Origin of the sequence: Escherichia sp. E10V10 (genome assembly GCF_004211985.1) — a bacterium.
In the GTDB taxonomy this organism is placed as follows: domain Bacteria; phylum Pseudomonadota; class Gammaproteobacteria; order Enterobacterales; family Enterobacteriaceae; genus Escherichia.
The window spans coordinates 107955-121026 of the sequence record NZ_RHJO01000003.1 but is presented as its reverse complement, the minus strand read 5'-3'; the positions used below and the strand labels follow the sequence as shown (position 1 = coordinate 121026).

12 protein-coding genes and 1 pseudogene are annotated in these 13072 nt (G+C 50.3%); 5 read left to right on the top strand and 8 right to left on the bottom strand.

The window, feature by feature from the left end; translation table 11 throughout:
- Positions 1 to 103: 103 nt before the first annotated feature.
- Positions 104 to 874 (top strand): transcriptional regulator GlcC, encoded by a 771-nt coding sequence (gene glcC / locus D9736_RS07040; protein ID WP_130258003.1) that lies wholly within the window; start codon positions 104 to 106, stop codon positions 872 to 874.
- Positions 875 to 937: 63 nt separating this feature from the next.
- Here the strand turns inward: glcC and yghO are convergent, their stop codons facing one another.
- Complete coding sequence (yghO, locus tag D9736_RS07035) at positions 938 to 2080, bottom strand: protein YghO (RefSeq protein WP_205712857.1); 1143 nt, start codon at positions 2078 to 2080, stop codon at positions 938 to 940.
- Positions 2081 to 2443: 363 nt separating this feature from the next.
- Between yghO and D9736_RS07030 the strand changes: the two genes are divergently transcribed.
- From D9736_RS07030 to D9736_RS07015, 4 genes are read left to right on the top strand one after another with little or no spacing between them, the layout of a single operon-like run.
- Positions 2444 to 4177: a fatty acyl-AMP ligase gene (locus D9736_RS07030; RefSeq protein WP_240779328.1), complete on the top strand. Its 1734-nt coding sequence runs from the start codon at positions 2444 to 2446 to the stop codon at positions 4175 to 4177.
- On the top strand, positions 4174 to 5088 hold the full coding sequence (locus D9736_RS07025; RefSeq protein WP_130258002.1) for an NAD-dependent epimerase/dehydratase family protein: 915 nt from the start codon (positions 4174 to 4176) through the stop codon (positions 5086 to 5088). Before D9736_RS07030 ends, D9736_RS07025 begins: the two co-directional genes overlap by 4 nt.
- Positions 5089 to 5119: 31 nt before the next feature.
- Complete coding sequence (locus D9736_RS07020) at positions 5120 to 5368, top strand: acyl carrier protein (protein ID WP_001697422.1); 249 nt, start codon at positions 5120 to 5122, stop codon at positions 5366 to 5368.
- Positions 5368 to 6540: an aminotransferase class I/II-fold pyridoxal phosphate-dependent enzyme gene (locus tag D9736_RS07015; protein WP_130258001.1), complete on the top strand. Its 1173-nt coding sequence runs from the start codon at positions 5368 to 5370 to the stop codon at positions 6538 to 6540. The genes D9736_RS07020 and D9736_RS07015 overlap by 1 nt, the downstream gene beginning before the upstream one ends.
- 34 nt (positions 6541 to 6574) lie before the next feature.
- Here the strand turns inward: D9736_RS07015 and lptG are convergent, their stop codons facing one another.
- The 7 genes and pseudogenes from lptG to D9736_RS06980 all read right to left on the bottom strand — a co-directional run bounded on the left by lptG (position 6575) and on the right by D9736_RS06980 (position 13043).
- On the bottom strand, positions 6575 to 7654 hold the full coding sequence (gene lptG / locus D9736_RS07010; RefSeq protein ID WP_130258000.1) for an LPS export ABC transporter permease LptG: 1080 nt from the start codon (positions 7652 to 7654) through the stop codon (positions 6575 to 6577).
- Complete coding sequence (lptF, locus tag D9736_RS07005; protein WP_130257999.1) at positions 7651 to 8721, bottom strand: LPS export ABC transporter permease LptF; 1071 nt, start codon at positions 8719 to 8721, stop codon at positions 7651 to 7653. The genes lptG and lptF overlap by 4 nt, the downstream gene beginning before the upstream one ends.
- A gap of 30 nt (positions 8722 to 8751) precedes the next feature.
- Positions 8752 to 9309 (bottom strand): YtfJ family protein, encoded by a 558-nt coding sequence (locus tag D9736_RS07000; RefSeq protein ID WP_130258130.1) that lies wholly within the window; start codon positions 9307 to 9309, stop codon positions 8752 to 8754.
- A gap of 11 nt (positions 9310 to 9320) precedes the next feature.
- Entirely contained in the window at positions 9321 to 10145 is an 825-nt protein-coding gene (locus tag D9736_RS06995; protein WP_130257998.1) for a hypothetical protein, read from the bottom strand.
- Positions 10142 to 11494: a lipopolysaccharide biosynthesis protein gene (locus tag D9736_RS06990; protein ID WP_130223985.1), complete on the bottom strand. Its 1353-nt coding sequence runs from the start codon at positions 11492 to 11494 to the stop codon at positions 10142 to 10144. Before D9736_RS06990 ends, D9736_RS06995 begins: the two co-directional genes overlap by 4 nt.
- Positions 11495 to 11540: 46 nt before the next feature.
- Positions 11541 to 12298 (bottom strand): annotated as a pseudogene (locus tag D9736_RS06985) (hypothetical protein).
- Between the two features lie 31 nt (positions 12299 to 12329).
- On the bottom strand, positions 12330 to 13043 hold the full coding sequence (locus D9736_RS06980; RefSeq protein WP_130257997.1) for a dTMP kinase: 714 nt from the start codon (positions 13041 to 13043) through the stop codon (positions 12330 to 12332).
- Positions 13044 to 13072: the final 29 nt, after the last annotated feature.

Sequence of the window (13072 nt, the reverse complement as noted above, 5' to 3'; positions counted from 1 at the left end):
TTAACTTAATGTTAAATTGATGTAACATAATCACTTACGTGATGTGCGTGTTTTGCGAGTTAAGAACAGAAAAATTGGTCCTACCTGTGCACGAGGTCCGGGAATGAAAGATGAACGTCGCCCTATTTGCGAAGTAGTTGCTGAAAGTATCGAACGGTTAATTATCGACGGCGTGCTGAAGGTCGGGCAGCCGCTTCCTTCAGAACGTCGACTGTGTGAAAAGCTCGGCTTCTCACGCTCCGCACTGCGTGAAGGGCTGACCGTGCTGCGCGGGCGCGGGATTATTGAAACAGCGCAGGGTCGCGATTCTCGGGTCGCGCGGCTTAATCGGGTGCAGGACACCAGCCCGCTAATTCATCTGTTCAGCACGCAGCCGCGAACGCTGTACGATCTGCTTGATGTTCGCGCATTGCTGGAAGGCGAATCGGCAAGGTTGGCGGCTACGCTGGGAACCCAGGCTGATTTTGTTTTGATAACCCGCTGTTATGAAAAAATGCTCGCTGCCAGTGAGCACAACAAAGAGCTTTCGCTGATCGGACATGCACAGCTGGATCACGCTTTCCATCTCGCCATTTGTCAGGCTTCCCACAATCAGGTGCTGGTGTTTACGCTGCAATCATTGACCGATCTAATGTTTAATTCGGTGTTTGCCAGCGTGAATAATCTCTACCATCGACCACAGCAAAAAAAGCAGATCGATCGCCAGCATGCGCGGATCTATAACGCGGTGTTGCAGCGACTCCCGCATGTCGCCCAGCGCGCCGCCCGCGATCATGTGATGACCGTGAAAAAGAATCTCCACGATATCGAACTGGAAGGCCACCATTTGATTCGTTCGGCGGTGCCGCAGGAGATGAACAAAGGGGGGATGTGAGCAGCGTTTTCCCCCTATCCCCGAGGCGAGGGGGCTGTCTTGTGCGCTTAATGGGATCTGGAGTCAAATCTGCTTTTCATACAAGCGGTAACGCTTGTACGGCTCCGCCCCAATGCGTTCCAGCATGTTATTCATGCCTGTATTGGTTTCGAGGATCCATGACATTTCCAGCGCATCGATCTTCCGGCGAGCAAACGGATCATGTAAGGCTTCAATCAATAACAGAGCAATCACCGGGCCGATGCGGCTGAACTGATACTCGTCGCGAACCCCCATTAGCGGCACTCGCGCGGTCCGCACACCGCTGACTTTCAAGCGCCACAGCAATTTTGCCCAGCCGAAGGGAAAGAGCGATCCGTTCAGATCGGCAATCGCCTCGTTGATGTTCGGCAAGCCGACAATAAACGCGCAGGGTGCAGAATCAATCTCGGCGATGTAGATCATATCGTCCGGCACCAGATACTTAAGTTGATCGCCCATGGTCGCGAATTCATGTTCGGTAAACGGCACAAATCCCCAGTTGTGCTGCCAGCCGGAGTTGAAAATCTCACGCAGGATCTGCATCTCTTCGGCAAACCGCTGACGATTGATGCAGCGAATGGTCACCTTTTTGCGCACCTGATCCATCAGTTTCTTTAGCGCCGGAGAGAAAGTGAGATCGGTTCGCTGCATCCACCACGCCAGTAAATCAATGCCTTTGTGATAACCCAGTTGTTCAATATGCGCGGCATACCACGGTTTACCGTGCGGCATCATCGCACAGGGCGGTGTATCGAAACCTTCAATCAGTAATCCACTTTCCTGATTGATATTCAGGCTAAAAGGTCCGCTGATCTTGCTTGCACCTTGTGACTTCAACCACGCTTCCGCTGCGCCAAACAACGCGGCAAAAACCTGCGAGTCATCAATGGCGTCAATCATGCCGAAATGACCGGTATCTTCGCCGTAACGCTCGCGGTGTAAGGTATCGATTTGCGCGGTAATGCGCCCTACTACCTGCCCTTCTTTTTTCGCCACCCATGCCTGCCAGATGATATGGTCCGTCCCCGGATTTTTCGCTGACAGATGCTCGCTGCGTTCAATGAATAAAGGAGGGATCCAGTTCGGATCATCGGGATAAAGTGACGACGGAAAAGCGATAAATGCTTTTAAGTCGTTTTTATTTATTACTTTTTCAATTTTAATCATCAGCAGATCGCATTCCATATCTTAGTGGATAACAAATAATTAATGCTGAAAATAAACAGCAACGGACGGCACCTTAAAAATCCATTCGGTGAATACAAGAAATAATAAAATAATATTTATGAATAATTACAATAAACCAGAGCTACCATTAGCCGATCAACATGACTATTGTGGACTTAATGCGACCCGCCAGAGCATTATCTTAATATATTCATCAATTAAATATTATTCACAATAAACAGAATTAAGATTTAAAGCATTATTTAAATCAATGTTCAATATCACACCAATGAAAATACTATCTCATTTATCTTTTATGCATATATAATCCACCGCATTATTGTCACTTTATTTTTGATATCCAATTTTTTCGTGGTGTATATGTCCAATAAAATTTTTACGCATTCCCTGCCTATGCGCTATGCCGATTTTCCAACGCTTGTTGATGCTTTGGACTATGCCGCGCTGGGAAGCGCCGGAATGAGTTTTTATGACAGGCGTTGCCAACTTGAAGAAAAATTGGAATATCAGACACTAAAAGTGCGCGCCGAAACAGGAGCAAAGCGGCTGCTATCGCTGAACCTGAAAAAAGGCGATCGCGTGGCGCTGATTGCCGAAACCAGTAGCGGGTTTGTCGAGGCATTTTTTGCCTGCCAGTATGCTGGATTAGTTGCCGTACCATTGGCGATTCCAATGGGCGTCGGTCAGCGTGATTCCTGGAGCACCAAACTGCAAGGTTTACTGGCAAGCTGCCAACCAGCCGCGATAATCACTGGCGATGAATGGTTGCCGCTGGTCAATGCCGCGACGCATGACAACCCCAAATTACATGTTTTAAGCCACGCCTGGTTTAAGGCATTACCAGAAGCCGATGTTGCACTCCAGCGTCCAGTTCCAGACGATATCGCCTACCTCCAGTACACCTCCGGCAGCACCCGTTTTCCCCGTGGCGTTATCATCACTCACCGCGAAGTGATGGCTAATCTACGCGCCATAAGCCACGATGGCATTAAATTACGCCCTGGCGACCGCTGCGTCTCCTGGCTGCCTTTCTACCATGATATGGGGCTGGTCGGTTTTCTCCTGACACCTGTCGCCACGCAGCTTTCGGTGGATTATTTACGTACCCAGGATTTCGCCATGCGCCCGCTGCAATGGCTTAAATTGATCAGTAAAAATCATGGCACCGTTTCCGTTGCGCCGCCGTTTGGCTATGAATTGTGCCAGCGCCGCGTGAATGAAAAAGATCTCGCTGAACTGGATCTTTCCTGCTGGCGCGTCGCGGGTATTGGCGCAGAACCCATCTCAGCAGAACAGCTCCATCAGTTCGCTGAATGTTTCCGCCAGGTTAACTTTGACGATAAAACCTTTATGCCCTGCTACGGACTGGCAGAGAACGCGCTGGCCGTCAGCTTCTCCGATGAAGCCTCGGGGGTTGTGGTTAACGAAGTGGATCGCGACATCCTTGAATATCAGGGTAAAGCCGTCGCACCGGGTGCTGAGACACGCGCCGTATCGACTTTCGTCAACTGCGGTAAAACGTTGCCGGAACATGGCATTGAAATCCGCAATGAAGCAGGTATGCCAGTAGCCGAACGCGTAGTGGGCCATATTTGTATTTCTGGTCCCAGCCTGATGAGCGGCTATTTTGGCGACCAGACTTCGCAGGACGATATCGCGGCGACGGGCTGGTTAGATACCGGCGACCTCGGTTATCTGCTGGACGGTTACCTTTATGTCACTGGGCGTATTAAAGATCTGATTATTATTCGTGGCCGCAATATCTGGCCGCAAGATATTGAATACATTGCGGAACAGGAACCAGAAATTCATTCTGGCGATGCCATTGCGTTTGTTACTGCCCAGGAAAAAATCATTTTGCAGATCCAGTGCAGGATCAGCGACGAAAATCGTCGCGCCCAGCTAATCCATTCTCTGGCGGCACGGATACAAAGCGAATTTGGCGTTTCGGCGGCTATCGACTTGTTACCACCACACAGTATTCCGCGCACATCTTCCGGTAAACCTGCCCGCGCAGAAGCGAAAAAACGTTATCAGAAAGCCTATGCCGCCAATCTTCATGTGCAGGAATCCCTCGCAGGTTTTGCGCAATGAATCAAACGGTCGCGGTGACGGGCGCTACCGGGTTTATCGGTAAATATATTATCGATAATCTGCTCGCCCGCGGCTTTCACGTCCGCGCATTGACGCGTACTTCCCGTGCTCACCATAACGATAACGTTACCTGGGTGCGCGGTTCGCTGGAAGATACGCATTCACTTAGCGAGCTGGTTGCTGGTGCCGGTGCTGTGGTCCATTGCGCCGGGCAAGTACGCGGACACAAAGAGGATGTCTTTACTCGCTGTAACGTTGACGGCAGCCTGCGCCTGATGCAGGCGGCAAAAGAGAGCGGCTTTTGCCAACGTTTTCTTTTTATCTCTTCGCTGGCGGCGCGCCATCCCGAACTCTCCTGGTACGCGAAATCCAAACACGTCGCCGAACAACGACTGGCAGCAATGGCGGACGAAATTACGCTGAGCATTTTTCGCCCAACAGCAGTCTATGGCCCCGGCGATAAAGAGTTAAAACCACTGTTTGACTGGATGCTGCGTGGCCTGCTGCCACGGCTGGGCGCACCAGATACACAACTCTCTTTCCTGCACGTCACCGATTTCGCGCAAGCCGTAGGTCAGTGGTTAAGCACCGATTCCGTACAGACGCAAACGTATGAATTATGTGATGGTGTCGCCGGTGGCTATGACTGGCAGCGCGTGCAACAACTGGCCGCCGCCGCCCGTCAAGGAGCTGTACGGATGGTCGGCATTCCTCTGCCGTTGCTCACCTGCCTTGCAGATGTCAGTACCGCGTTGAGTCGCCTGGCAGGTAAAGAACCTATGCTGACCCGCTCAAAATTGGGTGAATTAACCCACGCCGACTGGTCGGCAAGTAATAACCGTATTTCTGAAGATATTAATTGGTTTCCCGGGATTAGCCTGGAACACGCATTACGCAACGGGCTATTTTGATTGTCTTGTTTAAAGGTGTGTTAACGTTTCTATGGTAAATCGTGAAATAGTAATGGATTACATCCTTTCCTGTTTACAGGATTTGGTCGAAAACGGTGTGGAAATTAAGCCTGACAGCGATCTCGTCAACGATCTCGGCCTGGAGTCGATTAAAGTGATGGATCTCTTAATGATGCTTGAAGACAGATTTGATATTTCCATTCCTATTAATATTCTGCTGGATGTCAAAACCCCTGTGCAATTAATGGAAACACTACTTCCATGGCTGGAGAATAAATAATGGGGCTATACGATAAATATGCGCGTCTTGCGGGCGAGCGACTGCAATTTAGCGATAACGGGTTAACGCCGTTTGGCACCTGTATTGATGAAGTGTATTCCGCCACCGAAGGGCGTATCGGCAATAAAAAAGTGATTCTGGCCGGGACCAATAATTATCTCGGTTTAACCTTTAATCATGATGCCATCGCCGATGGTCAGGCAGCGTTAGCGGCCCAAGGCACCGGCACCACCGGTTCTCGTATGGCAAACGGCAGTTATGCGCCGCACCTGGCGTTAGAGAAAGAGATTGCCGAGTTTTTCAATCGCCCTACCGCTATCGTTTTTTCAACCGGTTATACCGCTAATTTAGGTGTCATCAGCGCACTCGCCGACCATAACGCCGTGGTGTTGTTGGATGCCGACAGCCACGCCAGTATTTATGACGCCTGTTCTCTCGGCGGCGCGGAGATTATTCGTTTCCGCCATAATGACGCCAACGATCTGGAGCGTCGCATGGTTCGCCTCGGTGAACGGGCAAAAGAGGCGATTATCATCGTTGAAGGCATCTACAGTATGCTCGGTGACGTTGCGCCGCTGGCGGAAATTGTTGATATCAAACGTCGTCTCGGCGGATATTTAATTGTCGATGAAGCTCACTCGTTCGGCGTGTTAGGCGCAACGGGGCGCGGACTGGCTGAAGCTGTCGGCGTTGAAGATGATGTGGATATTATCGTTGGCACCTTCAGTAAAAGCCTGGCCTCGATTGGTGGTTTTGCCGTGGGTTCGGAAGCGATGGAAGTGCTGCGCTACGGCAGCCGTCCGTATATTTTTACCGCCTCCCCTTCTCCTTCCTGCATTGCGACCGTGCGCTCGTCGTTAAGAACCATTGCCACTCAACCAGAGCTGCGGCAAAAGCTGATGGATAACGCCAACCATCTGTATGACGGTCTGCAAAAACTGGGTTACGAGTTAAGCTCACATATTAGTCCGGTAGTGCCAGTAATAATCAGTTCGAAAGAGGAAGGTTTACGCATCTGGCGTGAGCTTATTTCGCTGGGCGTGTATGTGAATCTTATCCTGCCACCTGCCGCGCCGGCGGGCATGACGCTGCTGCGCTGTAGCGTTAATGCTGCCCACAGTCGCGAGCAAATTGATGCCATCATTCAGGCGTTTGCTACTCTGAAGCAGTAACGTGAGCCCGCCGTGGTGTTGCGCCACGGCGGGTTTAATGTTGACTGTCATACCAATACACCAGGCTCAACGCCACCAGCACAAACGCTATCGGTAAACCGAGCGCGGTAACGGGTGCGCTCAACGCAAATAGCAATCCCAGATTGACCATGATTTGATAGCTGATCCAGGTGAGTAAGCCAACGATGACGCCTACAGCGAGACGGCTACCCATCCCTGGCGAGCGCGGAGCGCTAAAAGTAAACGGTACAGCCAGCAAAATCATCGCCAGGGTTAAGATCGGTTGCCCCAGTTTTTCCCACAGTGCAAGGCGGTATTCACTGCTGGGTTGCCCGGTTTCCTGCAAATAATGGATGTAATGATTAAGCTGACGGACAGAAAAAGTATTCCCCGGCATCGATAACTCTTCAAGATTCATACTGGTGAAGGCCGATTGCCAGGCAAGATTATCTAATGTTTCCAGCGTTTCTTTGCCATTCAGCCATTTTTTATGATTCACACCATGCAGGATCCACGTTTTGTCGTCTTCAATGGTGGCGCTGCGTGCATAAATGTAGGATTCGAGCGAGAGATTGTCGCGGTAATGAAATATCTCCACGCCCACCGGCTGGCCCTGCTCGTTTAGCGATTTCACCGTCACAAATTCATTACCGCGCCTGGCCCACAGCATATTGCCGGTAATGTCATCGTCCTCCCCCAACGCGGTGGCAGTCGATTTGATTTGCAGCGCCTGTTGCTGCAATGGTGACGCCACCCACTCATCTATCGCGCCTAACGAAACAGTCCACGATATCCCGGCAACCAGCGCCACCAGTGCAATACGGAAGATAGAAAACCCCGTGCTGCGAATGGCGGTAAGCTCACTGTTTTTCGATAACTGCCCCAGGCCAACAATACCACCCAATAAGGCGATAAACGGCGAAAGTTCGACCAGTGTGCGCGGTAAGTTCATCAGCACCACCAGCACCGCCTGAGTCCAGCGATAACCGCCCGGACTGACATCATCCAGTTCGTTAATCAGGTTGAAGGTGGTAAAAAGCGGCAGCAATAGCCCTGCGGCGGCGGCAAAACCGAGAAAGAGGTAACGGATTAAATAGCGACTGAAAACATTCATCGGGAAAATTTCTGCAGCAAGGAGAAGTCGCGTGCGACCAGCATCAACAGGCCCATTAGCATGAGTCCGGGCACTAACCACAAACCAGGAATGAGGGGAATAGCGCCGTTAGCCACCAGCGTACGGCAGACGTCGCCGCCATAAAAAATGGCAACAAACAGCAACGTCAGTGGCAGTAACGTTGAAAATCGCCCTTGCCGCGGTTTTACCCGACTTAAAGAGATAGCCAGCAGAGCCATTAACAACGCTGTCAGGCCACGGCTTTGTCGCCATTGCAGTTCGGCATGATCGGCAGGAAATACAGAGCGCGCCAATTCCGCGACCGATTTCGCTTTACGTTTGACGTTGGCACTTTGATCCAGTGGATTGAGATGTAATTGCAGATTACGGTAGATCTGTTCGTTGTCGTCACTGCCCTGATGATCGAGTATATAAGCCGTGCCGGTATGCAACATAACGGTTGGCTTCTCCGGAGAGGGGTCAACAACATCAAGCGAACGGGCACGGAAAATGCGGGTTCGGTTGGCGGTAGAGGTGTAAATCAGCGCGTCAGTCAGGCGATTATTGTCTTGATCAACCGTCTGCGAAAGGATCATTCGTCCGTTATCGTTAGTGTTAAATTTCTTTGCCCGCAACTGGCGAACATCCAGCTCCGACTGCGACTGTTGTTCCAGTTGATAAATCTGCGCATAAGCCCAGGGCCGACCATACATCGACAACAGCGTGACAAAAATGCTTAATGGAATTGCCAGATACAGAACGGCTTTATACAAACGTGCGGGACTGGCGCCCGCCGCAGAGATAGCGGTAATTTCTGAGTCGGTATACATCTGCCCAAGTGTCACACCAACCGACACATACAGGCCCACTGGGAGTAACATTTCAAGCGCTATCAGCACGTTATAGAAAACAACATTAAGTACTACATCAAGCGCTAAAGTCCCATTGGCTGCTTCGGTCAGGTAACGCTGTGCAGAGTAACTGGCGAAGATAAAGATCAAAAAACCAACGATAATCAGCACCAGACGGCGTGTACCACGCATGATGTAGTGTTCAACCAGCTTCATCTCACTAACGCCCTCAATCCTTTGAGTTTTTTATTCATTGATCAGCTTCTGCGCCAACGCAATGACCTGATCAACCTCTTCTGGCGTCAGGCTGCCGTCCTTCGCCCACTGAATTTGCCCGTATTTATTCAGCACCAGAATGGTTGAACTCTGTTCCGGCAGTTGCCAGGCAACGCGCCCCAGACCGCTGCCGTCGATTACGAATTGCGCCCACGGATAACGACGTTTATTTTTTTCAATTTTACCTGTCACAAAATAGCCGGTGCCGAAGATGGCATCATCGGTGTTCACAATGGTGGTGGGCTGAAAACGATCCTGAGGAAAGTTTGCTGTTTCTACTGCTTTGATTAACAGAGAGTTCTTCTTCTTCGCTGACTTTCGTCCGGCGATATACTGAATAATGCGGACTTTTCCCTTCAGCTGCGTGCTGTTCCACTTTTGATAGTAAATTTCGTCATTTTTGAGCAGCAATTCACCACCGTCCTGAATATAAACAGGTGTAACCGGTTTTCCGATGACGAAATTGTGCGCAGTAGCGCCGAACGAGAAGAGTGAAAATATCAGCGCAGTAATCAGACGAGAGGGCATCATTACTCCGGTTATAGCGGAAAACGCGAAATCAGCAGTTCTAAGCGCTGACGAATATCGCTGTCGAGTGCCACTGGCGCATCATACGATTGGCGATTTTCCAAATCATCCGCCACCATATCGTCGTGCTTATCCCCCATCAGGCCATTAATGGCCGCCAGGAAGCGGGAAATCTGCAACGCCTCTGTATTTTCGGGATCAAGCGATCTTAGAGTGTCGTAATAAGAAACCTGCTGACTGATGATTTTTCGCACATCATGAAATTCCCTGCCGGTTAGCTGCGGCCTGGCAATAATTTCTTTCAGGATGCGCATTTGCTTCTGCCGATAAGCGATAAAACCATTAACGCTTTCTAGCTGGCTATGGCGTAATGAATAGTTCACCAGCCACCAGACAGGAGAGCTTAAATAAATCCGTAACAGGTTGCCGTAATACGACACAATATTTTTCTTACCGTTACGAAAACCATCCTGAAAACGCCCCAGAAAAACGGTCGTTTTGCCAAATAAAAAACCAGCCTGATGCTTCTTTAAATACAGCCGTTGCGCAAAACGCAGATGCTTGTAGCGCGCTCGCATGTATTTATACTGTTTGCGTTCTTCGTCGGTAAGAGGGTCACCTTTAGCCTGCTTCAGGGTCAGGTGGAGTAACGCCTTGCGATTGACTCCGTCCAACCAGAATCTCAGGCATAATGCATAATTATCATGAATAATTTCCGATGAACAACGCAGTGCGATCGTTGGTGGTAAGCTAACTTGAGCGTCAACAACATCATCTTCTTCGACCGCGATAAATAAACGCTCACTGACCTCAAGTGGAAAATATTTTTTCATCATTGGGATTTTTCTCCCACTGCGTTATAGGCCAATAAATGGCGTTGAAAGAACGCCTTCAATGTCGGAATTAACGAGAGCACCACATCAAGACATTGCCCACCGAAGTAAGCAAATGCTGCCCCCAGCACGCCAAACAGATGGCAGAACATGAACAGCAACACGATGTAGCCGATAGAGGCGATGGTTTGCGCCACGAGAAAGGCACGCTGTTTCCCCGCCATTAGCAATAATGACTCCTGTGGGAAGCCCAGCATCGAAATAACAATGGCTCCGAGCATCACCTGGATCAGGTCATACGCTTCGAGATACTTAACACCAAACACCAGTGAAATAAGTGGCTTGCCAACGATTAACACGGCCAGCGCCACCAGAATGCCAATCCCACCTGCCAGCAATCCAGACTTCACGCCCAGGAGCCACGGTCTGGTAGTTCGTGGATCTAAGCGCATGACTTCAGGGTAAAAACTCTTACCCAACAAACTGGCGGGCGTCCCGGCGGCATCGAAGAATGTCATGGCGATTTTAAATAACCCGGCAGCAGCTGGCCCTAATACGATCCCCACCAGTACCGTGCTACATGAATTACGCGCCGACCAAATGGAATGGGCAATGTTGGTTGACCAGACAAAACTCCATGCGCCTTTGATGTGTCGGGCAGACTCAAACAGATTCAATTTGAACGCGTTATGGATATTTCTGCGGCGTAATTCGCGCGCGGCAAACCACCAGTACATAGTGCCGCCAACCAGATTCGATGCGTACCAGGCGATAACAAATCCGGCAAAGCCAAAGTTAAAATACCAGGCTATTACGCTGCCCGCCGCACGCAGAAAAGGTTTCGTCGCCTGCTGTACAGCAATTAAGTCGAAGCGATCAACCGCACGCAAAATGCCGGTCGGCGTGGAGGAAGCCATTGAAGGAATGAGCGTGCAATAGAGCGCCGCCAGCCAAAAACTTTGGTCATCCAGACCTAATGAATGGGAAAGGAATGGCAGTAAGGCAATGCCGCCGACAATCGCCACCGCGCCGCTGACGATATCCAGCGAGAAGGAAAATGAGACGACATTGCGGAATTGCTGGGGATTATTGTTGGTTAATGCTGGCGTTCCGTACTGCACCACCAACTGCCATGTCTGAAACTTAATAAAATCACTAATCGACTTGGCATAAGACTGTATGACGACAAGTACGCCAAACATCGCTGGTGTCATCCCTTTACCGGCGCACGAAAGCGCCAGTAATCCCAGCAAGGCACTCACGACATTGCTGGAACCTAACCAGGCGCTGTTACGAATAATGGTGCGAAAGGCTCCATCTGCAAACCAATGTTTGATGTTAAAACCTGCCAATTCAGCCTGACCTTATCGTTGAAAAATGAAAAATATCCCACCTGCCTTAAGTCAAACTTCGGCGGTCAGAAACGATGGCAACCAGAGAAACCGCTTTCAGTGCCTGTTCCAGTACTTCGCTGTAGGGCGCTCTGGAATCAATCTCTAAAATTTTTGTGCCGTTATAGCCAATCTTCGACATGACGCCGATTTTGTCCTGCAGCTCGGCATAGTCATGGTCAGGCTTGCGGGAAATGGCAGTATCAATATCAATCCCCAAACGAATGATTAATTCAGGACGGTACTGCGCCATTTGTTGGTATAACTGTCGCTCGCGCTGCGCCAGAAATTGGTTGATTTTCCCGGTCGCGCGCTCGACGCCAATCCCCGGCCCGTCATAATAAAAACCGGAAATTTCCGCCTGCGGAAAGCGATCGCTGACCACCAGAACGCCGCTTTGCGCCAGTCGCTGGACCTTGCGCAGATTCGCCATTCTTCGCAGCGAGAAGCAGTACATAATCACCGCCGCCCAGAGCGCCGGAGAGCGAGTTTTCATGCTTTGGGTTTTAGAGGATTTGCCGCCAGTCGCCGCTCCAGCCAGACACCAACCAACGGTAATCGTTTGATTTTGTCACCGTCTTCGCCCGAGAGCAGCCCCAGATAGCGCCGCTCGGTTTGCCAGTGCTGTTGCAATGATTTCACCAGATCGGTGGTCAGCGTGGATTTGCCGGTGCCATCGCACCCGACCACCGCAATTAGCCCCGGAATGTAGCTGGGCCGCGGCGCGGTAGTGCTGTTAACAGCTTGCGTTTGTAGTGCATCCATTCTTTAAATCATCCCCTATCCATTTTGGTGATCAGGAAAGTGCGGCGTGAATTGCACGTAGTGACGCTTGCAGGATTTTATCGGCTGGTTGCCGACCATCCAGTTCAAGGATCCTGGCGCCGTTGAAAGTCAGTTGCGGCGTAACGGCGATTTTTTCCTGTAACGCCGCCAGTTGATGGTCAGGTTTACGCGAAAACGCGGTTTGTTCATCAATGCCAAGACGAATCAACAATACGGGCAAATAAGACGCCATCCATTGGTACAGCTTCAACTCGCGCTGCCTTAACATTTTTACCCAGCCATTACCGCCTTTAGTTTTAGCCAGTTGTGGGCCATCAAAACGAAAGCCAGGGACTTCAACCTGCGGGTAACGGTCGGTAATCAACAAAAAGCCATGCTGGCTTTTTCTCAACATTTTGCGAAACTTGTACGCCCGCCAGCAGGAAAGCAGATAGATAACCAGCGCGGTAATATTGCCGGGCGGTGTTGAGGGTTTTTCATGCACATGGGCTGCCTTACCCCGCAGATAACGCCCAAAAGGGGCGCCAATTATAGGGAGCTGTGAAATCCATTCGCCAATTCGTCCGGAAGACTGCCCAAGATAAATGTGTTCTGTTGGCATTATTGCTGCCAGTTCATTCACCAGGCTTGCCGTGAGGGTCGATTTACCTGAACCATCACATCCCACAATGGCAATAACACGCACTGGCATGGAATTAATTATTGACATATTACGTTGATTCACGAAAAACCCGGCAGCAAATAATGTATTGA

Coding starts and splice junctions, on each gene's coding strand:
- glcC (WP_130258003.1), top strand. CDS start 104: ATGAAAGATGAACGTCGCCCTATTTGCGAAGTAGTTGCTGAAAGTATC.
- yghO (WP_205712857.1), bottom strand. CDS start 2,080: ATGGAATGCGATCTGCTGATGATTAAAATTGAAAAAGTAATAAATAAA.
- lptG (WP_130258000.1), bottom strand. CDS start 7,654: ATGAATGTTTTCAGTCGCTATTTAATCCGTTACCTCTTTCTCGGTTTT.
- D9736_RS07030 (WP_240779328.1), top strand. CDS start 2,444: ATGTCCAATAAAATTTTTACGCATTCCCTGCCTATGCGCTATGCCGAT.
- lptF (WP_130257999.1), bottom strand. CDS start 8,721: ATGAAGCTGGTTGAACACTACATCATGCGTGGTACACGCCGTCTGGTG.
- D9736_RS07020 (WP_001697422.1), top strand. CDS start 5,120: ATGGTAAATCGTGAAATAGTAATGGATTACATCCTTTCCTGTTTACAG.
- D9736_RS06995 (WP_130257998.1), bottom strand. CDS start 10,145: ATGATGAAAAAATATTTTCCACTTGAGGTCAGTGAGCGTTTATTTATC.
- D9736_RS07025 (WP_130258002.1), top strand. CDS start 4,174: ATGAATCAAACGGTCGCGGTGACGGGCGCTACCGGGTTTATCGGTAAA.
- D9736_RS07015 (WP_130258001.1), top strand. CDS start 5,368: ATGGGGCTATACGATAAATATGCGCGTCTTGCGGGCGAGCGACTGCAA.
- D9736_RS07000 (WP_130258130.1), bottom strand. CDS start 9,309: ATGCCCTCTCGTCTGATTACTGCGCTGATATTTTCACTCTTCTCGTTC.